Source organism: Parabacteroides johnsonii DSM 18315 (assembly GCF_025151045.1).
Taxonomy (GTDB): domain Bacteria; phylum Bacteroidota; class Bacteroidia; order Bacteroidales; family Tannerellaceae; genus Parabacteroides; species Parabacteroides johnsonii.
In genome coordinates this window covers 4,170,768-4,192,830 of record NZ_CP102285.1, presented here as the reverse complement: position 1 = coordinate 4,192,830, position 22,063 = coordinate 4,170,768, and the positions used below count along the sequence as shown (strand labels likewise).

22 protein-coding genes and 1 pseudogene are annotated in these 22,063 nt (G+C 46.5%); 9 read left to right on the top strand and 14 right to left on the bottom strand.

Annotated features, from left to right (window positions below):
* Positions 1-8 precede the first annotated feature (8 nt).
* The gene (locus tag NQ564_RS17150) at positions 9-947 is read left to right on the top strand and encodes a DNA-binding response regulator (RefSeq protein WP_227963179.1); all 939 of its coding nucleotides are present in this window, start codon (positions 9-11) and stop codon (positions 945-947) included.
* A gap of 396 nt (positions 948-1,343) precedes the next feature.
* The gene (locus tag NQ564_RS17145) at positions 1,344-1,709 is read left to right on the top strand and encodes a hypothetical protein (protein ID WP_129650286.1); all 366 of its coding nucleotides are present in this window, start codon (positions 1,344-1,346) and stop codon (positions 1,707-1,709) included.
* A gap of 44 nt (positions 1,710-1,753) precedes the next feature.
* On the opposite strand, the pseudogene NQ564_RS17140 reads toward NQ564_RS17145, so the two are convergent.
* The 4 genes and pseudogenes from NQ564_RS17140 to NQ564_RS17125 all read right to left on the bottom strand — a co-directional run.
* Positions 1,754-1,933 (bottom strand): annotated as a pseudogene (locus NQ564_RS17140) (tetratricopeptide repeat protein); the annotation flags it as partial.
* A gap of 62 nt (positions 1,934-1,995) precedes the next feature.
* Positions 1,996-2,670 carry a nucleotidyl transferase AbiEii/AbiGii toxin family protein gene (locus NQ564_RS17135; protein ID WP_050771073.1) on the bottom strand — a complete coding sequence of 225 codons (675 nt, stop codon included), beginning with the start codon at positions 2,668-2,670 and terminating at the stop codon, positions 1,996-1,998.
* Positions 2,625-2,951, bottom strand: a complete 327-nt coding sequence (locus NQ564_RS17130; protein ID WP_008153233.1) for a DUF6922 domain-containing protein — start codon at positions 2,949-2,951, stop codon at positions 2,625-2,627. Before NQ564_RS17130 ends, NQ564_RS17135 begins: the two co-directional genes overlap by 46 nt.
* 99 nt (positions 2,952-3,050) lie before the next feature.
* Entirely contained in the window at positions 3,051-4,016 is a 966-nt protein-coding gene (locus NQ564_RS17125; RefSeq protein WP_008153234.1) for a tetratricopeptide repeat protein, read from the bottom strand.
* A 182-nt stretch (positions 4,017-4,198) separates the two neighbouring features.
* On the opposite strand from NQ564_RS17125, the gene NQ564_RS17120 reads away from it, so the two are divergent.
* The 5 genes from NQ564_RS17120 to NQ564_RS17100 all read left to right on the top strand — a co-directional run bounded on the left by NQ564_RS17120 (position 4,199) and on the right by NQ564_RS17100 (position 11,085).
* On the top strand, positions 4,199-4,474 hold the full coding sequence (locus tag NQ564_RS17120) for an OadG family protein (RefSeq protein WP_036606705.1): 276 nt from the start codon (positions 4,199-4,201) through the stop codon (positions 4,472-4,474).
* Positions 4,475-4,498: 24 nt separating this feature from the next.
* Positions 4,499-6,409 carry a biotin/lipoyl-containing protein gene (locus NQ564_RS17115; protein ID WP_008153238.1) on the top strand — a complete coding sequence of 637 codons (1,911 nt, stop codon included), beginning with the start codon at positions 4,499-4,501 and terminating at the stop codon, positions 6,407-6,409.
* The gene (locus tag NQ564_RS17110; protein WP_008153239.1) at positions 6,409-7,644 is read left to right on the top strand and encodes a sodium ion-translocating decarboxylase subunit beta; all 1,236 of its coding nucleotides are present in this window, start codon (positions 6,409-6,411) and stop codon (positions 7,642-7,644) included. The genes NQ564_RS17115 and NQ564_RS17110 overlap by 1 nt, the downstream gene beginning before the upstream one ends.
* Positions 7,645-7,818: 174 nt before the next feature.
* On the top strand, positions 7,819-9,732 hold the full coding sequence (locus NQ564_RS17105; RefSeq protein ID WP_008153240.1) for a DUF349 domain-containing protein: 1,914 nt from the start codon (positions 7,819-7,821) through the stop codon (positions 9,730-9,732).
* 144 nt (positions 9,733-9,876) lie between these two features.
* Positions 9,877-11,085, top strand: a complete 1,209-nt coding sequence (locus NQ564_RS17100) for a hypothetical protein (protein WP_008153241.1) — start codon at positions 9,877-9,879, stop codon at positions 11,083-11,085.
* Positions 11,086-11,368: 283 nt separating this feature from the next.
* Here NQ564_RS17100 and NQ564_RS19380 read toward each other — a convergent pair whose 3' ends face one another.
* Positions 11,369-12,331 carry a DUF6383 domain-containing protein gene (locus NQ564_RS19380; RefSeq protein WP_278736784.1) on the bottom strand — a complete coding sequence of 321 codons (963 nt, stop codon included), beginning with the start codon at positions 12,329-12,331 and terminating at the stop codon, positions 11,369-11,371.
* 730 nt (positions 12,332-13,061) lie between these two features.
* Between NQ564_RS19380 and NQ564_RS17090 the strand changes: the two genes are divergently transcribed.
* Both NQ564_RS17090 and NQ564_RS17085 read left to right on the top strand, forming a co-directional pair.
* Positions 13,062-13,259, top strand: coding sequence for a hypothetical protein (locus NQ564_RS17090; protein WP_008153244.1), 198 nt, complete (start codon positions 13,062-13,064; stop codon positions 13,257-13,259).
* A gap of 1 nt (position 13,260) precedes the next feature.
* Positions 13,261-13,533 carry a type II toxin-antitoxin system RelE/ParE family toxin gene (locus NQ564_RS17085; protein ID WP_008153245.1) on the top strand — a complete coding sequence of 91 codons (273 nt, stop codon included), beginning with the start codon at positions 13,261-13,263 and terminating at the stop codon, positions 13,531-13,533.
* Positions 13,534-13,545: 12 nt separating this feature from the next.
* Here NQ564_RS17085 and folE read toward each other — a convergent pair whose 3' ends face one another.
* From folE to xseB, 9 genes are all read right to left on the bottom strand, one after another.
* The gene (gene folE, locus NQ564_RS17080; protein WP_008153246.1) at positions 13,546-14,139 is read right to left on the bottom strand and encodes a GTP cyclohydrolase I FolE; all 594 of its coding nucleotides are present in this window, start codon (positions 14,137-14,139) and stop codon (positions 13,546-13,548) included.
* Position 14,140: 1 nt separating this feature from the next.
* Positions 14,141-14,641 carry an SPOR domain-containing protein gene (locus NQ564_RS17075; RefSeq protein ID WP_008153947.1) on the bottom strand — a complete coding sequence of 167 codons (501 nt, stop codon included), beginning with the start codon at positions 14,639-14,641 and terminating at the stop codon, positions 14,141-14,143.
* Between the two features lie 204 nt (positions 14,642-14,845).
* Entirely contained in the window at positions 14,846-15,607 is a 762-nt protein-coding gene (tpiA, locus tag NQ564_RS17070) for a triose-phosphate isomerase (RefSeq protein ID WP_008153249.1), read from the bottom strand.
* Between the two features lie 32 nt (positions 15,608-15,639).
* Positions 15,640-16,920, bottom strand: a complete 1,281-nt coding sequence (locus tag NQ564_RS17065) for a BT_3928 family protein (RefSeq protein ID WP_008153250.1) — start codon at positions 16,918-16,920, stop codon at positions 15,640-15,642.
* On the bottom strand, positions 16,917-17,465 hold the full coding sequence (locus NQ564_RS17060) for a DUF1599 domain-containing protein (protein ID WP_008153251.1): 549 nt from the start codon (positions 17,463-17,465) through the stop codon (positions 16,917-16,919). The genes NQ564_RS17065 and NQ564_RS17060 overlap by 4 nt, the downstream gene beginning before the upstream one ends.
* A 139-nt stretch (positions 17,466-17,604) precedes the next feature.
* Positions 17,605-18,849: a peptidoglycan DD-metalloendopeptidase family protein gene (locus NQ564_RS17055; protein ID WP_008153252.1), complete on the bottom strand. Its 1,245-nt coding sequence runs from the start codon at positions 18,847-18,849 to the stop codon at positions 17,605-17,607.
* A gap of 211 nt (positions 18,850-19,060) precedes the next feature.
* Positions 19,061-21,157, bottom strand: coding sequence for an ATP-dependent DNA helicase RecG (gene recG / locus NQ564_RS17050; protein ID WP_008153256.1), 2,097 nt, complete (start codon positions 21,155-21,157; stop codon positions 19,061-19,063).
* 10 nt (positions 21,158-21,167) lie between these two features.
* Positions 21,168-21,863, bottom strand: a complete 696-nt coding sequence (locus NQ564_RS17045; protein ID WP_008153257.1) for a 2-C-methyl-D-erythritol 4-phosphate cytidylyltransferase — start codon at positions 21,861-21,863, stop codon at positions 21,168-21,170.
* A complete protein-coding gene (gene xseB, locus NQ564_RS17040; protein WP_008153260.1) occupies positions 21,863-22,051 on the bottom strand; it encodes an exodeoxyribonuclease VII small subunit in 189 nt (62 codons plus the stop codon). Before xseB ends, NQ564_RS17045 begins: the two co-directional genes overlap by 1 nt.
* Positions 22,052-22,063: the final 12 nt, after the last annotated feature.

Here is a 22,063-nt window from a genome sequence, read left to right as displayed (position 1 = left end):
GTGCATACATGCTATCATCTTTGTTTATCGTTTTTGTCGGCCATCTGTTTATATCCGAACGCAAAAAAGCGAACCTGAAAGAAGCCGGGATCGCCTTTTTCAAAGCGATCGAAAAAGAGAAAAAACAGTATATCACAACTTTTGTTTTCCAATATGATTCCCGACTTTCACCCAATACCATTTCAGGCGAGGAAAAGAGGAACTGGTACGAGCAAATATGTTTGATAAGCGATGATCCGAATCGTCACCATTTGGACAGTATTTTTCAAGCGGAACTGGACAACCGGAAAATCCGAGGTTCCGTTGCCATACAATGTGCAGTCGGAGACAAAGTGACGATCAGCCGACCGGAGGCTTTTTACAGAAAAGCGACAGCATTGGATGCCGTTTCTTATCGGAAAGATTTGGATGCCGGACAGAAAATCATTTTGCAACCTTATGTGCATTTGCCTTATCGATGGCTGGCTGGCTGTTGGCCCGTTTATATGCTTGTCGCAGTCTGGTTGTCCGGAACAGCATTGTTCATCTATATAGTACGGAAAAAACATAGACGATCTCACCTCGCTGCAAGTATCGACGTCGAACAGATCGTAGAAAAAATGCATGAACCGCAAATCAAGATTCAATGGACGCTTTTACCGGGAAATATTTCTTTTGATGAAGAGCATGGCATCTTGAAACAGGACGACAAAGAAGTTTCGTTATCCGGCGACAGCCTGCTTTATTTCCAGCATTTCATTCAGAAAGAAAGTTTCATGCTGACCTACCACGATATACTCGTGTATGTATATGGTATTAAGACGGATGAGATATCAAAGAACGACAGAAGCCGAATCTCGCATGGGATAGAACGGTTACAAAAGCAATTGGAAGGTTTTGAGAATCTTAAGATCATACTTGTCAGAGGCAAGGGTTACCGGATGGAAGTCAGCACCGACAACGACTAAAGGCCTCTTCCCTAAAACCAAAATGTTAAAACATACAATATCCCCTATCGAACGAACGAATTTTGTATTAGTTTATATTTCAATACTTTATCCAAACACATGTTTCTTAAAAAATATTACCCCTGCGGGTAATTTAAAATATATGGGGTAGAAATCCCAATTTCATGCACTACTGTTTCGATTCAGACCAACGGGTATTTTGAAAAACCGTACAATAAGCATGGAATGACAATAAGGTTTATTTTTAGGAGAGACCGACCTGATACCGAATCGGTAAAAATACGGGGGGGGAAGCCTGGGGATATTGTAAAAAACGCCCCTATAAACAAGAAAAAAGCTATCAAAACCACCTTTCCAAAAGGTTTCTCTGGCATCCTTCAAAAAACATTTCCGGAGGTGTTTTCCACGAGGTGCGCAGCTCTTTCCCATAACGACCGTCTTCATCGCCCCGGAGTGCGCAGTTCACCCAGCGTGAAAACGGTCGTCAGCACAATGAAGACGGTCGTCACGGGAAAAAGTTGCCGGAAATCCGAAGACGAAGTTCCTTATACGCTCCATATTCCTGCACCCTCTCCAAGCCGGCTCCGGATATCCAACTCACCGGAAGTTAAGGTTTACCGGATTGTCAGAGAAAACAAGATCCGGATCGACAAAAACACATATACCGGAAACAAACCGCGCAGACGTACAGGCAGTACGTCACAAAAATGTACCGTACTGCCTGCAAAAAGACACCCCGAAAACCAGACGTATCCGGGGTGAAATAGAAAAAACAGGGGTTATTGTAAAATCAGCATCCTCCTCATTCAGAAGATCCCTCCCTTACACATATCGTTGAAGTTCGTATGCTGCCCTTCCAACTTTTGGGCCTCATCGCCTTCGGGGTTCAGTTCGATGGATTTTTTCAGGTCTTCGAAAGCGCCTTCCTTATCCCCTTTCAGGTTCTTGGCACGCCCCCGTTCGGCGTATGCTTTGCCGAAATCCGGTAGTTATAACTTTGATATCCTGTTTTTTGGGGTAAATAAGTAATATTTCGGAAGGTTACAAGTTAATCATGGCATATTTTGGTTTGCTTCTTTTGGGACAACGGAAACGACTCAAAAACTTTATCTTGTTTCCTCGTCATATCAATCAATCTTTTCTCGATAAGTTTCCACTCATATTTGCCATTCAGCATGACAATATCCTCTTCAAAGTCTATGTCATCAAAGTAAGTTATGGCCTTGAAAGGTCTGATGACATTTGAACTGGGAAACTTACACTCATACATTTTCAGCATGGAGTTGAAAGGGAAGCGGGTAGAAAGAAAAGCTATATCAATGAAATCCTTTAAGCGCGAACCATTGTCCGCAATGGCGGAAAGTTTCATGGCAATAATGTCCCGCATGCTGTATAATCTGATATCCGACTCTGTATATGGCTCTTCAAGGTAGTCGTAAGAGTGGGTTATACAGTCTATCTTGACACCGGCTATGGAGCCTTTTAACGTATTTTTTTCCATAAAGTCAGTACGAAATCCATACTTGGCTGCAAGGAACTCCTCCATACTCTTCGCGTCAAACGGTTTCGGAGTGAAAAGATCCAGATCAACACTGATCCTGTGCCCTAAATACAGGGCCAAAGATGTCCCACCAGCCAGATTAAAATCCGACATGGCAGCTTCCGCTTCCAATTTCTTCAGGAGCTCAAGAGTTGGTCCCGCAACAGTTTCCGTGTATAGCATCTCAGTTCTTCTTTTTTAAGGTCAAAGGCAACGCAGACAAAATTCATGTCCCTTGGAGACAGGCTGGGAACTTCCTTTATTATTTCCCTGAATCCTTCTATGCCGCCATACAATTTGAACGCGGCATAAAAATCTGTCAGCCATCCCCTTTCGATGATGCGCTGAACCACCACCTTCCTTGTTTTCCACCAGTCAAAATGGGACAGGTCATACTCCCAAAGCAATGAAGGAGAGATTTCAACTTCGCCTTTGTATGTCTTATACTCGTCAAATATGGTCATATCCAATTCTTTTTATGATAGATACAAATTTACTCCATTTTGTCGGAACATACAATTTATCAGGCATCTTTTTAGAAGATTTCCCCCTTATACATCTTTTCAGAAGATCCCTCCCTTATACATATCGTTGAAGTTCGTATGCTGCCCTTCCAACTTTTGGGCCTCATCGCCTTCGGGGTTCAGTTCGATGGATTTTTTCAGGTCTTCGAAAGCGCCTTCCTTATCCCCTTTCAAGTTCTTGGCACGCCCCCGTTCGGCGTATGCTTTGCCGAAATCCGGCTTCAGGTCGATCGCTTCGTCGAAGAAAGTGATCGCTTCATCCAAACGTCCCTGTGTGATCAGGAGCTGGCCGACCAGCAGCATCGCTTCGTCGTTGAACGGATTCAGTTCCAACACATTCTGATAATCGGCCGTAGCAGCGTCGATATTTCCCATCGCTTCATGGATACGACCGCGCAGCAGGTAGGATGTTTCTTCTTCCGGAGCCAGCGTAATGGCTTTTTCCACATCGGGAAGCGCTTCGGTCGCCTGCTGCATCGACAACAATATCCGGGCACGCATCAAATAGGCATCCGTAAAATCTTCTTTCAAAGCAATCGCTCTCGTCAGGTCGGCAATAGCCCCCAGCGGATCGGAAGTCGTCCGCTTCGCCTTCCCCATCAGGAACCAAGCTAGATGGTTCGTCTCTTCCAATTCAAGAATATGCCGGCAATCGGCGATCACATCCGCATCCTTGTCCAACATGAAAAGCACGTTCACCCTTGTCAGCAGCGTATTGATATGGTCCGGCTCAAGCTCCACCATACGGTTCAGCACTTCGAGCGCGTCCTCTGCCTTATTCGCCGTCGTATAGGCAGCGACCAGATACGTCATCGTCTCGAAATCTTCTTGTAACTTCAACGCTCCGGTAAAACATTTGATGGCATACGCCACCTGCCCTATCTTCTGGGCGCGGACACCATCATATTTCAGAATATCGAAATTTTTCTGATCGTTCTTGCTTTTTTCTTCTTCGGGCGTTGCTGCCTTAGAGGAAGAGAATAGTGATGTAAAGAAGTTTCCCATGATTTAATTACAAATTGTTTTCAGGGAGGCAAAGATACGAAAAGTCCGAACCCTTTTCATATTTTTTATGAAGAATCTATAAGTGAGTTTCAGACATTTTTCTAATTTTGTAGCTGAATTTTTAACTTGGGAAGGATTGTGCCAGCCACACCAACCGCACGCTTTCCCGTCAATAAATGAGTATGGAAAACATAGAAACTGGACTTTTGTTAATGATCGTAGGAATGACCACTGTTTTTGCTATCCTGATGATCGTTATCTATCTTGGGAAGGGCCTGATCGTACTGGTAAACAAATATGCGCCCGAAGAGATTATCGTTAAAAAACAAACGACACCACAAAGGCAGACTGCTGCACCGGCTGCCGGCATTACGAACCAGGCAACCGCCGCAATCGTATCGGCTGTAAGCGTTATGACAGGCGGAAAAGGGAAAGTCGTCAAGATCGAGAAATTATAATAGCATTTATACATATAGAATATCATGAAAAGAGAAATCAAATTTAGTTTGGTCTTCCGTGACATGTGGCAATCTGCCGGAAAATATGTCCCCACCGTAGACCAGCTAACACGGGTGGCACCGGCCATTATCGAGATGGGATGCTTCGCCCGCGTAGAGACCAATGGCGGAGGATTCGAACAAGTAAACTTATTATTCGGTGAAAACCCAAACAAAGCCGTACGCGAATGGACGAAACCGTTCCATGAAGCCGGCATACAAACCCACATGCTGGACCGTGCGCTGAACGGCCTGCGTATGAGTCCCGTACCCGACGATGTTCGCCAGTTGTTCTATCAGGTGAAGAAAGCACAGGGAACAGATATCGCCCGTACATTCTGCGGTTTGAACGACGTACGCAACATCGCTCCTTCCATCAAATATGCGAAAGCGGCAGGGATGATCTCGCAATGCTCATTGTGCATCACCCACTCCCCGATCCACACGGTGGACTACTACACCAAGATGGCAATGGAACTGATCGAGCTGGGAGCAGACGAGATCTGCATCAAGGATATGGCCGGTATCGGCCGTCCGCATTCTTTAGGACAGATCGTCGCCAACATCAAGGCCAAGCATCCGGAAATCCCGGTCCAGTATCACAGCCATGCCGGCCCCGGATTCAATGTGGCTTCGATTTTGGAAGTATGCAACGCTGGTTGCGACTACATCGACGTAGGCATGGAACCGCTCTCGTGGGGCACAGGCCATGCAGACCTGCTGACCGTGCAGGCGATGCTGAAAGATGCCGGCTATAAAGTATCGGAGATCAACATGGAGGCGTATATGAAAGTCCGCAGCCTGATCCAGGAATTCATGGATGACTTCCTCGGTTTGTATATCAGCCCGAAGAACCGTTTGATGAACTCGTTGCTGATCGGTCCGGGGCTGCCGGGCGGTATGATGGGAAGCCTGATGTCCGACCTCGAAAAGAACTTGGAGACCATCAACAAGAGCAATATCAAGAACAACAAGCCGCTCATGAGCCAAGATCAATTGCTGATCAAGCTGTTCGACGAAGTGGCTTATGTATGGCCGCGTGTCGGCTATCCTCCATTGGTCACCCCGTTCAGCCAGTATGTCAAGAACCTGGCGCTCATGAACGTGATGCAGATGGAGAAAGGGAAAGCCCGCTGGAGCATGATCGCCGACGATATCTGGGACATGATCTTAGGTAAAGCCGGACGTCTGCCAGGTCCGTTGGCTCCCGAAATTATCGAGAAAGCGAAAGCCGAAGGACGCAAATTCTTCGAAGGGAACCCGCAGGACAACTATCCTGACGCACTCGACAAGTATCGCAAGCTGATGAACGAAAAACAATGGGAAACAGGCGAAGACGACGAAGAACTGTTCGAATACGCCATGCACCCGGCACAATACGAAGCCTACCGTTCGGGAAAGGCCAAAGTGGAATTCAAAGCCGACGTAGCCAAGAGAAAAGCTGAAAAGCAAGCGGCTGCCCAACCGGTCGACACTCCGTCACCAGCTGCCCCGGCCAGTGTGACAATGGCCATGCCGACAACTCCGCAGGTCATGACCGTCGATGTGAACGGCCAGGCCTACAAAGTGACCGTTGCATTCGGAGACACGGCGAATACCGCCCCGGCAGAAACACAGGCTGCTACAGCCGCGACATCCGCTCCCGCTACGGCTCCGGCCGGTGCCGGCAAAGAAGTGCTCTCGCCGCTGGAAGGTAAATTTTTCTTAGTGAAAGGAGCTTCGGACACGCCTGTGAAAGTGGGAGATGTAGTAAAGGAAGGCGACGTGCTTTGCTATGTGGAAGCCATGAAGACCTATAATGCCGTACGTGCGGAATTTGGCGGAACAGTCACTGCGATCTGCTTAGCTTCCGGTGACGCGGTTTCTGAAGATGACGTATTAATGACGATACAGTAATGAACGAGATATTTCAAAATCTATATGAGATGACTGCGTTCAGCAACATCATTGCTGAACCGCAGTTCTTGATCATGTATGCCATTGCGTTCATACTGCTTTATTTGGGTATCAAAAAACAGTATGAACCGTTGTTGCTCGTACCGATCGCGTTCGGCGTGTTGCTTGCCAACTTCCCCGGAGGCGATATGGGGGTGATACAGGCCGACGAAAACGGCATGATCAACGTGCACGGGGTGATGAAGAACATTTGGGATATGCCGCTCCATGACATTGCGCATGAGTTGGGGCTGATGAATTTCATCTACTATATGCTGATCAAGACCGGGTTCCTTCCTCCTATCATCTTCATGGGTGTGGGGGCATTGACGGATTTCGGGCCGATGCTGCGTAACCTGCGTTTGTCCATATTCGGGGCGGCCGCCCAGCTGGGTATTTTCACCGTGCTGCTGGTAGCCATCCTGATGGGATTCACGCCGAAGGAAGCTGCTGCTTTAGGGATTATCGGCGGTGCGGACGGACCGACTGCCATCTTTACAACCATCAAACTGGCTCCTCACCTGTTAGGGCCGATTGCCATTGCCGCCTATTCCTATATGGCACTGGTTCCGGTTATCATCCCGTTGGTTGTCAAGCTGCTTTGTTCAAAGAAAGAGCTGTCCATCAATATGAAGGAGCAGGAAAAGAAATATCCGTCCACTACGGAGATCAAGAACTTGCGTGTTTTGAAGATTATCTTCCCGATCGTAGTGACGACGGTCGTGGCCCTGTTCGTTCCGAGTGCAGTACCGTTGATCGGTATGCTGATGTTCGGTAACCTGGTCAAGGAGATCGGAACCAATACATTCCGCCTGTTCGACGCCGCTTCGAACAGCATCATGAATGCAGCGACCATTTTCTTAGGGTTATCGGTCGGTGCGACCATGACGACCGAGGCGTTCCTGAACTTCACGACAATCGGTATCGTAATCGGTGGTTTCCTGGCATTTGCCCTTTCCATTGCGGGAGGCATTCTCTTCGTCAAACTGTTCAACCTCTTTACGAAGAAGAAGATCAACCCGCTGATCGGAGCGACCGGACTGAGCGCCGTACCGATGGCCTCCCGCGTTGCGAATGAGATAGCCTTGAAATACGATCCCAAAAACCATGTACTTCAATATTGCATGGCCAGCAACATCTCCGGCGTTATCGGTTCCGCCGTAGCTGCTGGCGTATTGATCTCGTTCTTAGGATAATTTCAAACAGGATTATATTTAGGCACGGATTTCACCGAATTTGGTCGAATCCGTGCCTATTTTTGACATCTACCTGCAAATTATTTGCTCCCGAATGCTGTAATCCCAAAATATTTACTTTAATTTGTGACTTGATATAGGATACATTTATCCTTTTCCTAAATGCGATTGAATATGAAGGACACTCACGAAGCTAATTTGCCAACCGAAGAAAACGGCAAATTGGAAGAAACTAAAGCTCCGGAAACAACACCGGAAAACACGGCGGAGGCAGTTGTAACAAACGAAACACCGGACGCCGGAGTTGCAGCAGAAGAAACATCTGAAGCAGAAGTCAAAACAGATGAAGTTGCGGCAGGTGAAGAGACCGTTGCGACCACGGGAAAATTGTCGAAAGAAGAAATTCTGGAGAAACTGACCGGTTTGGTAGGAGCGGCGGCAGACACGACACGCAACGAGGTGGAAGCACTCAAACAGGCTTATTACAAAATCCACCGGAGCGAAGTGGACGAATTGAAGAAAGCATTCCTTACAGCCGGCGGTGAAGAAAAGGATTTTGTCGCCCCCGAAGACGAAACCGAAAGCAAGATCAAAGAACTGCTCAACGTCTACAAAGAAAAACGGGCTGCTATCCTTGCCGAAGAAGAGCGGGTCAAAGCAGCCAATTATGCCTTGAAACTCCAATTGATCGACCAGCTGAAAGCATTGACTGAAAGCCAGGAAGATTTCAACAAACTATATAACGACTTCAAGGACATCCAGCAGAGATGGAAAGAAGTGAAAGCCGTTCCGCAGGAGCATGTCAGCGAACTGTGGAAGAACTATCAGATATACAGCGAGAAGTTCTATGACATCATCAAGATAAATAACCAGTTCCGCGACTACGACTTCAAGAAGAACTTAGAAATGAAAACGGCTCTTTGCGAAACTGTCGAGAAACTGCAAACGGAACCGGATGTCGTATCCGCTTTCCATCAGCTTCAGAAGCTACACCAGCAATGGCGCGAAATCGGCCCGGTAGCGAAAGAACTGCGCGAAGACCTGTGGTCCCGCTTCAAAGCCGCTTCCACGATTATCAACAAACGCCATCAGGAGCATTTCGAAGGACTGAAAGCGAAAGAACAGGAAAACCTGGAAGCCAAGACTGCCATTTGCGAGCAGATAGAAAACATCGATTTCCAGGCTTTGAAATCATTCAAAGACTGGGAAGAAAAGAATAAGGAAGTAATTGCCCTGCAGGACAAATGGAAAACGATCGGCTTCGCCCCGAAAAAATCGAACGTGAAGATATTCGAACGTTTCCGCGCCGCCTGCGACGTTTATTTCAACCGCAAAAGCGAATTCTACAAGAATATAAAGGACGAGATGGAAAAGAATCTCGAACTGAAAAAAGCCTTGTGCGAAAAAGCCGAAGCATTGAAAGACAGTACGGATTGGAAGAGCACAACCGAAAAAATGATCGCCTTGCAAAAAGAATGGAAGACGATCGGCTCGGTAGCCCGCAAACATTCCGATGCCGTCTGGAAACGCTTTATCTCGGCTTGCGACTATTTCTTCGAACAGAAGAACAAGAACGCATCTTCCCAAAAGAGCGTAGAGCAAACGAATTTAGCTGCTAAAAAGGCTCTGATCGAAAAGATCAACACGCTCGACGAAGCCGACCATGATGAAGCACTCGCTGTCCTGAAAGGATATATGGCAGAATGGAACACGATCGGTCATGTTCCTTTCAAAGAGAAAGACAAGGTTTACAAGGAATATCACGAAGCAGTCGACCAACAATTCGACCGTCTCAAGGTTGACCAGAACGACCGTAAGATGCAGACTTTCCGCAGCAACCTCAGCGACATGAGCAACGGCGAACGGGGTAAAGGCAAACTATACGGCGAACGGGAGAAACTGATGCGTATGTACGAACGGATGAAGAACGAACTTCAAACTTACGAAAACAACATCGGGTTCCTGAGCATCTCCTCCAAAGGCGGCGGTGGCCTGCTCAAAGAGATGGAACGCAAGATCGACAAGCTGAAAAACGAGATGGCACTCATCATTAAAAAGATCGATGCCATCGACGAAAACCTCGAATAAAATCTCAAAACGGTTTTACCGGACGCAGATAACGCAGAATACGCAGACAAGCGCAGATATTATTGACAATCAATAAATAAGTCTGCGTTTATCTGCGTATTCTGCGTTATCTGCGTCCGGTACATCCTATTATCAAACTAAAATATGAAATCTAAAATACATTTTTTCAATCCAGGACACGAAACCGCCATACTACAAGGCTCTGAAAATTACACTCCGCCAGCAAACGTGCAAAGGATGATCAGGGAGTTATCCTATCTTCCCGTCTGGTACGCGGACCCGGAAGATTTTGTTTTTACGGAAGAGATCGCTTCGCCACGTTTCTTCTCCTTACAACCGAAGGAGCTCAGACCGTTCGCCAAGCTAATCTCACGCAAGGAGATCAAACAGCAGAAGGACAACCTACCCGAAATGCAAGCTGCTCCTTGGGGACTTTCCCCGCACAGCCATTCCCTTTTTGAAAAACTCCGGAAGAGCGGCAGCCTGAACCTTACGATCCCGGAATGGAAAGAAGAATACACACGGTTGACAAGCCGTCAGACAGCAGCCGGGTGTCTGGACAAAATACGGGAACTCCTGCCTGATATGGACGTGCCGGTGTCGCCTAAATTCTGCAAAAAAGTGAGGGAAGTGGAAAAATACCTGATCCTCCAAAATGCTCCTTTCGTGCTGAAGACTCCCTATTCGTCTTCCGGCAGGGGACTGCTCTGGTTGCCGGAACGCAAATTGACCGCAAAAGACCGTGTCTGGATCGAGGGGGCACTTAACAAGCAGGGATGTGTCAGCATAGAATGTGCACTGGACAAACACCAGGATTTCGCGATGGAGTTTTATTCGGACGGAAACGGGAACGTACGCTATGAAGGGCTTTCCGTATTCGGAGCTGAAAAGAAAGGAGCTTATTCCGGAAACGTATTGGGTGAACAGGCCTATCTGGAAAGTTTCTTCGTCGAGAACTTCGGAGACAAATTCCAGCAACTGAAAGAAGCTGTCGGAGAGGCAATCCGGCAGATATATGGAAACATCTATACCGGTTATCTGGGCGTGGACATGTTGGTCTATCGCAGAAAAACAAACGGTGAATTCGCCATACACCCTTGTATAGAAGTGAACATGCGCTATACAATGGGGATGGTCGCTTTGCGCATCAGCCAAAAATACCTGGCTCCCAACGCCCGGGGAGACATGCGCATCACCTACACAAACAAACCGGGAGAAGCCTACGAACAACACTGCTTCATGAAAAAGGCTTATCCACTTGAAATGAAAGATGGAAAAATAAGAGAAGGATATATTTCTCTCTGCCCAGTCACAAGAGAGACTAAGTACAGGGCTTATATTCTGGTTTTCTAACCTTTGCGTGTATCACTAGGGTTATCGGATTTCCCATACCTGGCATTTTCAATCTACCGGAGAGATAGACAACGAAGCCCCCGAAGACGGTAATCATCTTCGGGGGCTTGTTTTTTGTATGCCCTTGTCCTTCACAGGGGAAAGGCTACATGAACTTTTAAATTCAATATACTTTAGTATTATTAATATTAAATCTGGCCGCTTGTTCTCCTCTCACAGGGTAATTGCCGGTTGAACGGCACGCGGCCAAACATTTTAGAATTATTTGATTATAAATTCAATCTTATTTCACAATCGCCTTAACAGCAGCTTCGCCTTCAACAGCCACAACTACTACACCTGCCGGAGCAGCGATCGTTGCATTGTCGGAAGTCAGAACTGTGTTTGCAACTGGCTGGCCTAAGATATTGCTGATAACAACCTTCTTACCAGCAGCTCCGGTAATTTCAACCTGGCCTTCAGATGCGATCACTTTCACACCGTCAGTTGTGATAGTTTCGTTACCGGTAGCTTCTTCGTCTTCTGCTGAAACATTAAGAACATTTACAACTACTGCATCCTCTTTCGGACCCATTGCCAATACACCATTGATGTTATGAACATAATTCTTACCATTGTTGTTCTGACACACGATATTATATTCATTTTCAGAATCTTTACTTGCAAATTCGAAACTAAACTGGAAGTTCTTAACTCCTGCTTTAACATCATGTTTCAAGCCATCGGCTGATTTACCGGCTGCAACAGAAACTGTGTCGATCTTGGCTGCAGCATCCAAAGTCGGGACCAACAATGTATCTTGAGCCATGATAGAAGCTGTGCGGAACATAACGCGGTTTGCACCTGTACCATAGATGTACGGGAGTTCTTTGTTTGCATCCTTTGCAGCAGCAGAGTCTACAGAATTCCACATATACAGTCTGCTTGCAGCGACTTCTTCAGTTGCTTTAACTCCCTTCGTGATATAGTAAGTATAAGGAGCAGCATTGTCATAATGAGCAGTATCCAACCAGAAAATAAAGTCTAAGTTGTCATAAGCATCAGCTCTCAAGTCGCCTTCACGAACTGCGATAGCCTGGTTCTTTGCATTAACAGCAGCATAGTCGCCATTGATAGCCTGGATACGCACGTGTTTAGGCAGAGATTTGTAAGAGGCAGGAGCTGCCTGCGGTTTAACGATGAACATGTCATTACGAGCATCCAGATCTTCACCTGAGATGGTCTTGTATTGAGTGCTGACAACCAATTTTTTGTTGTTAGTACCATCATACAATACGAATATGGTGAATAAGCCTTTTATATTCGGAGTTGCAACACCGGGCGGTCAGTATAGTAAAACGAGCTTTGGTCAAAAAAGAGCTTATAGAAATCGAAAAACGCCGAGTTGTCATTCCTAAAAAATGGTCATTTGAAAAAACGCCCTTTTCCGCCGGACAAGATGTAAAAACAGGGCATAAAAGTATCCTTTGCATAGCAAATAAACATCCCCACACCTCCGGCAAGAATCCACGAATACCCGGGTCTGCACCTCTCCTACACCCGGATGTCCGGGTCTTTTACATCCGGGTCTCGAGTAGCTTTCCTAATTGTTTTTGGCAAAAGAAAAGCTGGTCTTGATGAAAAAAGAAGCCGTTTTAACATATTCTGCACCTATTTCTGACCGGTCTTTATTTTATATACAGATTGATACACAGCATGTTGACGTTTTTTATCATGACAGTTATGATAGATGAATGATAATAGAAAATAGCAACTATCATACTGTAACGTATTGTGTTAAAATAATATGTAGGAGATTATGATAGTATGATAGTTGTTCTCTACAAAACACTTATATATATTTGTCCGTATCGACGGCAAAAGCAGATGGGCACTTTATGAGTTTGGTGTGGTTGCCCTGAGTTTGACCGTCTTAAACTTGCTGATACAAAGAAATTGACTACCTTTGCCTGTACAACATATTAAATACTAAGAATATGGACACAGTAATCAAAAAAGTAGAACTATCCCTTCCGGAAATGGATATGGTTTTGCTGAAAGAACTGGCAGAGAAGTACGGTTGGAGTATCGGCAAGAAAAAATCAGGAATCCAAAAGGGTTTGGACGATATCAAGGCGGGACGGACTTACAGAGCCAAAGATATGAATGATTTGAAACAACATTTATTAGGTTAGAATGTATACAGTTGAAACGACTCGGCAGTTTGACAAAAGTTTCAAACGCTGTATGAAAAGAAACCTTAACCCTGAATTATTATGGGAAGTTATCGACCTATTGCAAGCAACCGGAACCCTTCCCGAATACTACCGCCCGCATAAACTTAGCGGAAGTTATGAAGGACTATGGGAATGCCATATCAAAGGCGATTGGCTCTTGATATGGCAACAAAACGATACGAAGCTTATCTTGATTATGACCGACACCGACACTCATGCCGACCTGTTCTGATCTTCGACGTCGTTACCGGTTATGTTTGATCAGATTCATAAATTCTTCACGCGTTTTGGCCTGTTGGAAGAATCCGGTGAAATCCGAAGTTGTCGTCAGGGAGTTTTGCTTCTCGACACCACGCATCTGCATACACATATGTTGTGCCTCGATCACGACCATCACGCCTAACGGATCGAGCGTTTCCTGAATGCAGTCTTTGATCTGCATGGTCAATCGTTCCTGAATCTGAAGACGGCGGGCGAAGATATCCACGACACGGGGGATCTTGCTCAACCCCGTAATATATTTTTTGGGGATATAGGCAACATGGGCCTTTCCAAAGAAGGGCAACATATGATGCTCACAAAGAGAAAAGAAATCGATATCCTTTACAATCACCATCTGTTTGTAGTCTTCTTCCTTGAACATGGCGCCACGAAGCACGGCAGCCGGGTCCTCACGATAGCCTTTGGTCAGGAACTGCATGGCTTTGGCTACACGTTCGGGCGTTTTCAACAGACCTTCGCGGTCTACCTCTTCACCAAGCAGATTGATAATACTTTTATAATGGCCGGCCAGTTCTTCGCGGGCCAGCAAAGTCTTCTCGTTTATTTCTTCACTCATTTCAATTCAATGGGATTTTGACTTCTTCCCTCACGATGTACATTTCTTTCCTATAGGCCGGGAATGCATCCATCAGAAGACGTTGCATGTGATAAGCCTCTTCGTGTGAACGGAAATCACCGATACGCAGACGCCAGAACGGAGCATTGTACGTCACATAAGTCGGGACATCAGGGAAAAGTTCCTTAATTTCTTTTTCTTTCCGGAAAGCCTCATCCTTGGATTTACGCTGGTTATTACCGGAAAACACTTGTGTACGATAGCCTTGTATTTTCAGAAAGGCCGTGCTATCAGTCTTTTCTACCCCTTCGCCATGCAACCGTTTGCCGAGCATATTACGAAGAGCATCCGGCCCGCGCACCACAACAGTTCCTTTTCCGGGAACTCTCTCCTGCAAGGCGTCGATAATGTCTTCCGCCTGTCCATCGACATCCGTCTGGGCAGACAAAACAGATGCACCAAGCAGCATACATAAAGATAGGATACAAGATAGTCGTTGCATATTGGAATGTCGGTTATGATATCGTAATCATGAGGGTGTGTCAAATTGATATTACCGGACGCAGATGGCGCAGAATACGCAGACAGACGCAGACAGACGCAGATTTATTTTGTAGATAATTAATATATCTGCGTTAATCTGCGCTCGTCTGCGTCATCCGCGTCCCATGAATACCGATATTTGACACATCCTCACGAAAGACAATTATTTATCAAACGCTTCGATAATCGGCATGAACTTGTCAACAGCCAAAGAAGCACCACCGATCAGACCACCGTCTACGTTCGGTTTAGCAAACAGTTCCTTAGCGTTGCCTGCGTTACAGCTACCACCGTAAAGGATGGTGCAGTTGTCGGCAATTTCCTGACCATATTTAGCAGCCAGAGTAGCACGGATATGAGCGTGGATTTCTTCAGCCTGGTCAGATGTAGCAGTCTTACCTGTACCGATAGCCCAAACCGGTTCGTAAGCCAGGACGATCTTAGCGAAGTCTTCAGCAGAGAGGTCGAACAAAGAGCCCTTGATCTGAGCATCTACCACTTCGAAATGCTTGCCGGCTTCTCTTTCTTCCAGCACTTCACCGATACAGAAGATCGGAGTCAGACCGTTAGCCAAAGCCAATTCAACCTTTGTTTTCAGGATTTCCGGAGTTTCGTGATAATAAGCACGTCTTTCAGAGTGGCCCAAGATCACATATTTTGCACCTGTAGAAGCCACCATAGCAGCAGAAACTTCGCCAGTGTAAGCGCCTTTTTCCTTGTCTGCACAGTTTTCAGCAGCAACACCGATCTTGTTCGTGTCGATAGCAGCAGCAACGCTTGCCAAATGAGTGAACGGAGTACCGATGATCACATCACAGTTAGGAGTTTTACCTTTAAGAGCTTCGTCCAAGCCTTTTGCCAAAGCAAGACCTTCAGGAAGGGTAGTGTTCATCTTCCAGTTTCCTGCAACAATATTCTTTCTCATGACTTAATTAATTAAATATGTAATACAAATAGTTATTTCTTTTCTTTCCGTTTGCGTCTGAAACGCAGCAGGTCATACATCCAAACGAGCAGCAAAGGTACGGTAAAAGTCAATAGGTTGGTTGCGAGGCCCCCATCTTCTTTACTTTTTATCTTGCTCCCGTCCAAGCAACGATCCATAACCGCCTTGACATCCTCCTCAGCCGGAATATCGTTGTAATGCCATTTACCCAGTATCGTACCGCCTTTCAGCAGCACCAGGCCGGGGTTGGAACGGATAATCGTCTTCAGCAGTACTTCGTCCGCCATCCGGAAAGGATATTCGGCTCCGGTATTGTCGCTCCAGGCATCGATCGCCTCAGGCGAAGAGCCCGTCACACAATAGAACGGAATATCATGTTCGAGTGCATAATCATACACACCGTTGATCTCATCCATCTGTTCATCATCCGCCTCTTCCAACTTCGGAGCGACAAGTAGCAAAACAGGACCGGGATTTCCGATGATTTCTTCCGTCACATCATCGCCCTCTCCATTATAAATATTGAACGCGGCAACAGGAGGCTGATAGCCTTTCTTGACCAATTCCGTCTTCGAATCAACGAATGTCCAGCTACTGTCGTTTGCCGGATAGTCTTCAAGCGAGAACTCTTTCTTCACGCCGTCTTTTTCATACACGAACGTGTACTTATATTCATCCTGCGGAGCCCCTTCGGGTATCTCCATCAACTCCGGTATATTCGCACCGACCTTATATGGACGGAAATCGATTACAGGCAGATGATTGTAATTATAATAAGCGAAACCGACGCCGAACAGGTAGGCATACAAAGCGACAAACCAATACACCCGGAAAGTAAAGCACTGGAATAAACGCTGGTTGTAAATAAACGTAACAATAGCGGCAAGAGAGAGTACGATATTTTTAAAGAACGTCTCCCAATTGGAGATTACCAGCGCATCTCCGAAACAACCGCAATCCGATACGGGATCGAAAAGAGCCAGATACAAGGTAAGTGGCGTCATAAACGCCATAAACGCCAAGACAAGGAAAGAGACATATCGCCGATACACTCCCAACAGCATACAGACACCGAGCGCAAACTCGATTGCCGAAAGATTGAAAGACAACAATACCGTAAAAGGTTGCAGCATGTCCAGTCCGAAGGAAGCCAGGTATTCACCGATCTTGATCGCACCTCCCACCGGATCGACCGCCTTGACAAAACCGGAGAAGATAAATACAACTCCGATCAGTAAACGGCACAATTCCGCCAATATCTTCAAAGCGCCTCCCTTATTCTCCACTTTCAACTGTTCCCTCCATACTCCAGCTTAATCAAACCAAACAACGCATAGTTGATCATATCCATATAGTTGGCATCGATACCTTCGGACACGATCGTCTTGCCTCCATGGCTCTCGATCTGCTTCGTACGATAAAGTTTCATCAGGATCAGATCCGTATAGGAACTGATACGCATACCACGCCATGCCTCACCATAATCATGATTCTTGGCATACATCAACTCTTTGGTTTCCGTTATGTATTTATCATACAAGGCCAACGCCTCTTCATTGCTTATATCTGTCGTATCGGCAAATCCTTTTGCCAATTGTATCAAGCCGATAACCCCATAGTTCACGATTGCGACAAACTCCGGCCGGATCCCTTCATCCACCATGCTCACACCTTTTATCTCAAGGCTGCGAATCCGGTTTGCCTTAATAAATATCTGGTCGGTCAGCGACTGCGGACGCATGATTCGCCACGAGGGACCATAATCTTTCAACTTCTTTTCAAACAGTTCCCGGCATTGGGATATTACTCTTTCGAATTGTTCCTTCGTATCAGCCATACTTTCTTAGCATTTACATCCGTACAAAGATAGGGATAAATCCATACCTGACCAAAAGAGAGGCTACTTTAGCCGGAAATAAAAAGAGCCATCCGTACACAACGGACAGCTCTTCATTATCGTTTTTACCAAATCTTAATCAAGAACAGCGAAGTGAACGGCCCAATTTCAGAATCGTCGTTTTCGTAATGCCATTCAATTCACAAAGCTTTGAAACAGTCGTACCGTATTTAGCAGCAATAGCCCCCAACGTATCACCTGATTTCACACGATGGTAAACCGGAGTTGCCTCTTGCTGCCCGGCATTGGAAGTCTGGTTGATCGAAGCGACAGCTGCAGCATCAGCCGCAACCGTAGTCTTCACGGTTTGCTTTACGCTCGCAGAAGCGGTCGGTTTCGATGTCCCGGCTTTAGCGGAAGCGACCGCGCCGGCACTGCAACGAATCGACTGTCCGATTCGCAAGACAGACGTGCTTTTCAGGCCGTTCAGACGGCACAATTCATTCACGCTGGTTCCATATATCCGGGCAATCTTGCCTAACGTATCACCTGACTTCACACGGTGATAAACCATCCGGTCGGAAGAAGAAGTATAGATATTGCTTCTGCGCCCGTTAATCTTTATGTTATGGAAAACATAAGTATCCTGGTGAGGAACACCATTTTCGAAATCTATAATTTCAGCCGGATTAATGGCCTGTCCTAAAAAGCGGGTTTCAAAGTGAAGATGGGAACCGGTAGAACGTCCCGTGTTACCGCCTAATCCGATCGTTTCGCCTGCACGTACGATCTGGTTCTCTTCCACCAAAATCTTAGATAAATGTCCATAGATTGTTTCCAAACCGTTCGGATGGCGAAGCACCACATAATAGCCATATCCTCGACGTTCGAAAGCCTTAATACGAACCTTACCGTTAAAAGCGGCACGGATCGTATCACCCTTCAACACCTTCAAATCTATCCCTTTATGCATACGACGGCGACGAGGCCCATATTTAGAGGTGATCCTTGCCATAGAATCAATGGCGATAGGATAGACAAAGGAGGAACAGTCTATCGCAAACGAATCCGGGAAATTGACCTTCGCAGTTCCCCGAAACGGATCGACCCAACGGTTCTCCCAATTGGAGCCGTACAATTCGTCAGCGGGAAACATCAAGTTCTCCTTTTCTTCCATTTCGATCTCGCTGAGGGTTGCGAGTTCTTTCAGTTCCATATTTTTCCGGATATTAACACGGTCTGCCATCAATTCAGAAACACGTTTATCCATCTTTTTAATATGAACGATTTGCTTCGGAGTCCCTTTATCTTCTTTTATTTTAGCTTCAACAGCTGATACCAGAATAGTGGTACAACAAATAAACAGTAATGCTCGTATCTTCATTATTCTTATCACTTTCGACAGTAATCCCACGGTGAAAAATCATGATATAGAATGGTTTATTCCACCGTCATCCCGTCAAAGTTCGTAATTTTGAATAAGCCGGCAAAATTCAATAACGAAAAATTTCCGCAATGAAACCAAAGAAAAGCAAAAGCAGACTTTTTATCCTTTGATTTACATAAGATTAAAACAAAACATGTTTCACAACATATTAGCTGATCATTCCCCAATTTACCTTCTTAGCAAAGAGAGTTTTCAGGCGTTCGTTCAATATCCGGTTAGGTTCGGATAACAAATCGGGATCTTCGTTCAAAACCTCCTGGGCGATATCACGCGCATACTGAAGGATTTGTCCATCGGCAGCCAGATTCGCGATCTTAAGGTCTATCCCCTCTCCGCTCTGGCGCGTTCCTTCCAGGTCACCATGCCCCCGCAGACGCAAATCGGCCTCGGCAATCTCGAAACCGTTGTTGCTGCTCACCATTATTTCCAGGCGCTTGCGTGTCTCGTTGCTCAGTTTATAAGAAGAGACAAGTACGCAATATGACTGCTCCGCCCCACGTCCCACCCGGCCGCGAAGCTGATGCAACTGGGAAAGGCCGAAGCGTTCGGCGCTTTCGATAACCATCACGGAGGCATTCGGTACGTTCACACCGACTTCTATCACAGTCGTCGCCATCAATATCTGTGCTTCACCGGAAATAAACTTCTGCATTTCCGCCTCTTTGTCGGCTGCTTTCATCTTTCCGTGAACCATGCATACTTTATATTCCGGAAACACCTCTTTGAATGTCTCGAAACCCTCTTCCAAGTTCTTATAATCCAATTTCTCACTGCCTTCAATCAAAGGATAAACGACATAGACTTGTCGACCCTGTCCGATTTCCTTACGGAGGAAGTCGTAAAGTTGCGCTTTCTTATTATCATAGCGGTGCACGGTCTGGATCGGTTTACGTCCGGGTGGCAACTCATCGATCACCGAGACATCCAAGTCACCGTATAAAGTCATGGCAAGTGTACGGGGAATAGGCGTCGCGGTCATCACCAGGACATGAGGAACAATCGAATTTTTCGTCCACAACCGGGAACGCTGTTCCACCCCGAAACGGTGTTGTTCGTCTATAATCGCCAGACCGAGAGAGGAAAAGACGACTGTCTCTTCAATCAGCGCATGTGTCCCGATCACGATCTGGATCTCACCGCTCGCGATAGCCGGCAATATCTTATTCCGCTCCTTCTTTTTCGTCGAGCCGGTCAGGAGGGCTACTTTTATATCCATGTCTTTCAGAAAGCCCATGACTGTCGCATAATGCTGAGTCGCCAGAATCTCCGTCGGCGCCATCATACAAGCCTGACAATGGTTATCGACCGCCAACAGCATAGAGAGCAAAGCCACCAAAGTCTTCCCGCTTCCCACATCTCCCTGCAAAAGGCGGTTCATCTGCCGTCCGCTTCCCATATCGGCACGAATCTCACGGACAACGCGTTTCTGCGCATTCGTCAGCTCGAAAGGCAGATATTCTTTATAAAACGTATTAAAATAATCTCCAACGGAAGGAAAGACAATCCCTTTCAACTTCAGCTTGCGCAGGTTGGAAGAACGAAGAATGTTAAGCTGGATGAAAAACAACTCGTCAAACTTCAGGCGCAGTTGGGCTTTCCGTAATTTATCGACCGATTCCGGAAAATGCACATTCCGTATTGCTTCCGGAAACGGCATCATGCGGATACGGTTCAAGACAGCCGGAGGAAGTGTTTCAGGCAGCGTCCAGTTCAAACCGCTTAACAATGTGTACTGCAAATTCTGGACCGCCCGCGAATTGAGGAACGACTTTTTCATCTTCTCGGACGTATTATAGAACGGTGTCAGCCCGTTGGCTACCTTATCCGCCTGGTCCAGCGTGTCTATATCCGGATGAGGGATATTATAGATATGCCCGAACTCAGTCGGTTTGCCGAACACGATATAATCGACACCAGTCTTGATCTTGTCCATAACATAGTTAATTCCTTTGAACCAAACCAGATCGATCGTCCCCGTCCCGTCCGTAAATTTCCCGATCAACCTCCTTGTACGCCCCTCGCCTACCGTATCGAAAAACAAGATGCGCCCTTTCAACTGTATATAAGGCATATCGCCAGTCACCTCCGCAACCTTATAAAAACGACTACGGTCAATGTATTTGTACGGAAAGTAGAACAACAGGTCTTCATACGAAGAAATGCCGGCTTCCTTCTGCAATATTTCCGCCTTTTTCGGGCCGACGCCCGGCAGATACATGATGGAACGTTTGTCGAGATCGAGCATATACAAATATTTATTTTGCAAGTAACGCCTTTGCCACCAACAGATCGAACGGAGTCGTAATCTTTATATTTTCCCGGTTTCCCGGAACAGTCTTGACCGTATGTCCGAAAGCCTCCGCAACTGAAGCATCGTCAGTAAAAAACTCCGAGTAAGGTTGTTCATACGCTTTCAAAAGCAAATCATAATCGAAAACCTGCGGGGTTTGCACCGCCTGATAACGCGAACGATCGACCAGACGGCTCGACTCACCGGAAAACTCGCGGAGAGAATCGACCACAGGCACGACCGGGATAGCAGCACCCGACACTTCAGCCTCGGCAAAACACCGGTCGATAACTTCGGGAGCGACAAAAGGACGGACCCCGTCATGAACGGCGACACACGTCTTTTCATCCCCTCCAGACAGATTTCCGATTTCATCCGAAAGGAAATGCAATCCGTTCCGGACGGAATGGAAACGCGTCTCACCTCCGTTCGCTATCCGGTGCGGCACCTTACAACCGATCTCCTGGCAAAGCATCTTCCAATAGGGTTGGTGATCTTCCGGAAGCACCAGGATCAAACCGACAGACGCATCCCAGCGATGAAAAGCTTCCAACGTATGCATCAGGACAGGCTTTCCTTCCATCGGGATAAACTGCTTCGGCAAATCGCCTCCCATACGCAACCCGCGGCCTCCGGCGACTATCAGGACATATCTCTTCATTATTCCAGTTCCTCCAATACTTTCTTGACTTCCTCGTCTGCCTTGTAAAGTTTCTCCTTACACAGTTTGATCAGTCGGGTCGCCTCCTTTACCTTTTCAGAAAGAATGTCAACGTCCAGATCGCCGTCCTCGATGTCGGCGACGATCTTACGTAGTTTCTCTACTGCTTCATTATATGTTTCTGCCATGATGGGGGTTTT

Coding starts and splice junctions, on each gene's coding strand:
- recG (WP_008153256.1), bottom strand. CDS start 21,157: ATGCTCGATCTCGACAAACGTTCCATCATGTATCTGCCGGGCGTCGGC.
- NQ564_RS17055 (WP_008153252.1), bottom strand. CDS start 18,849: ATGAAGATACGAGCATTACTGTTTATTTGTTGTACCACTATTCTGGTA.
- NQ564_RS17115 (WP_008153238.1), top strand. CDS start 4,499: ATGAAAAGAGAAATCAAATTTAGTTTGGTCTTCCGTGACATGTGGCAA.
- NQ564_RS17045 (WP_008153257.1), bottom strand. CDS start 21,863: ATGAAGAGATATGTCCTGATAGTCGCCGGAGGCCGCGGGTTGCGTATG.
- NQ564_RS17075 (WP_008153947.1), bottom strand. CDS start 14,641: ATGCAACGACTATCTTGTATCCTATCTTTATGTATGCTGCTTGGTGCA.
- NQ564_RS17085 (WP_008153245.1), top strand. CDS start 13,261: ATGTATACAGTTGAAACGACTCGGCAGTTTGACAAAAGTTTCAAACGC.
- NQ564_RS17130 (WP_008153233.1), bottom strand. CDS start 2,951: ATGACCATATTTGACGAGTATAAGACATACAAAGGCGAAGTTGAAATC.
- tpiA (WP_008153249.1), bottom strand. CDS start 15,607: ATGAGAAAGAATATTGTTGCAGGAAACTGGAAGATGAACACTACCCTT.
- NQ564_RS17120 (WP_036606705.1), top strand. CDS start 4,199: ATGGAAAACATAGAAACTGGACTTTTGTTAATGATCGTAGGAATGACC.
- NQ564_RS17125 (WP_008153234.1), bottom strand. CDS start 4,016: ATGGGAAACTTCTTTACATCACTATTCTCTTCCTCTAAGGCAGCAACG.
- NQ564_RS17135 (WP_050771073.1), bottom strand. CDS start 2,670: ATGCTATACACGGAAACTGTTGCGGGACCAACTCTTGAGCTCCTGAAG.
- xseB (WP_008153260.1), bottom strand. CDS start 22,051: ATGGCAGAAACATATAATGAAGCAGTAGAGAAACTACGTAAGATCGTC.
- NQ564_RS17150 (WP_227963179.1), top strand. CDS start 9: ATGCTATCATCTTTGTTTATCGTTTTTGTCGGCCATCTGTTTATATCC.
- NQ564_RS17110 (WP_008153239.1), top strand. CDS start 6,409: ATGAACGAGATATTTCAAAATCTATATGAGATGACTGCGTTCAGCAAC.
- NQ564_RS17060 (WP_008153251.1), bottom strand. CDS start 17,465: ATGGCTGATACGAAGGAACAATTCGAAAGAGTAATATCCCAATGCCGG.
- folE (WP_008153246.1), bottom strand. CDS start 14,139: ATGAGTGAAGAAATAAACGAGAAGACTTTGCTGGCCCGCGAAGAACTG.
- NQ564_RS17100 (WP_008153241.1), top strand. CDS start 9,877: ATGAAATCTAAAATACATTTTTTCAATCCAGGACACGAAACCGCCATA.
- NQ564_RS17105 (WP_008153240.1), top strand. CDS start 7,819: ATGAAGGACACTCACGAAGCTAATTTGCCAACCGAAGAAAACGGCAAA.
- NQ564_RS17090 (WP_008153244.1), top strand. CDS start 13,062: ATGGACACAGTAATCAAAAAAGTAGAACTATCCCTTCCGGAAATGGAT.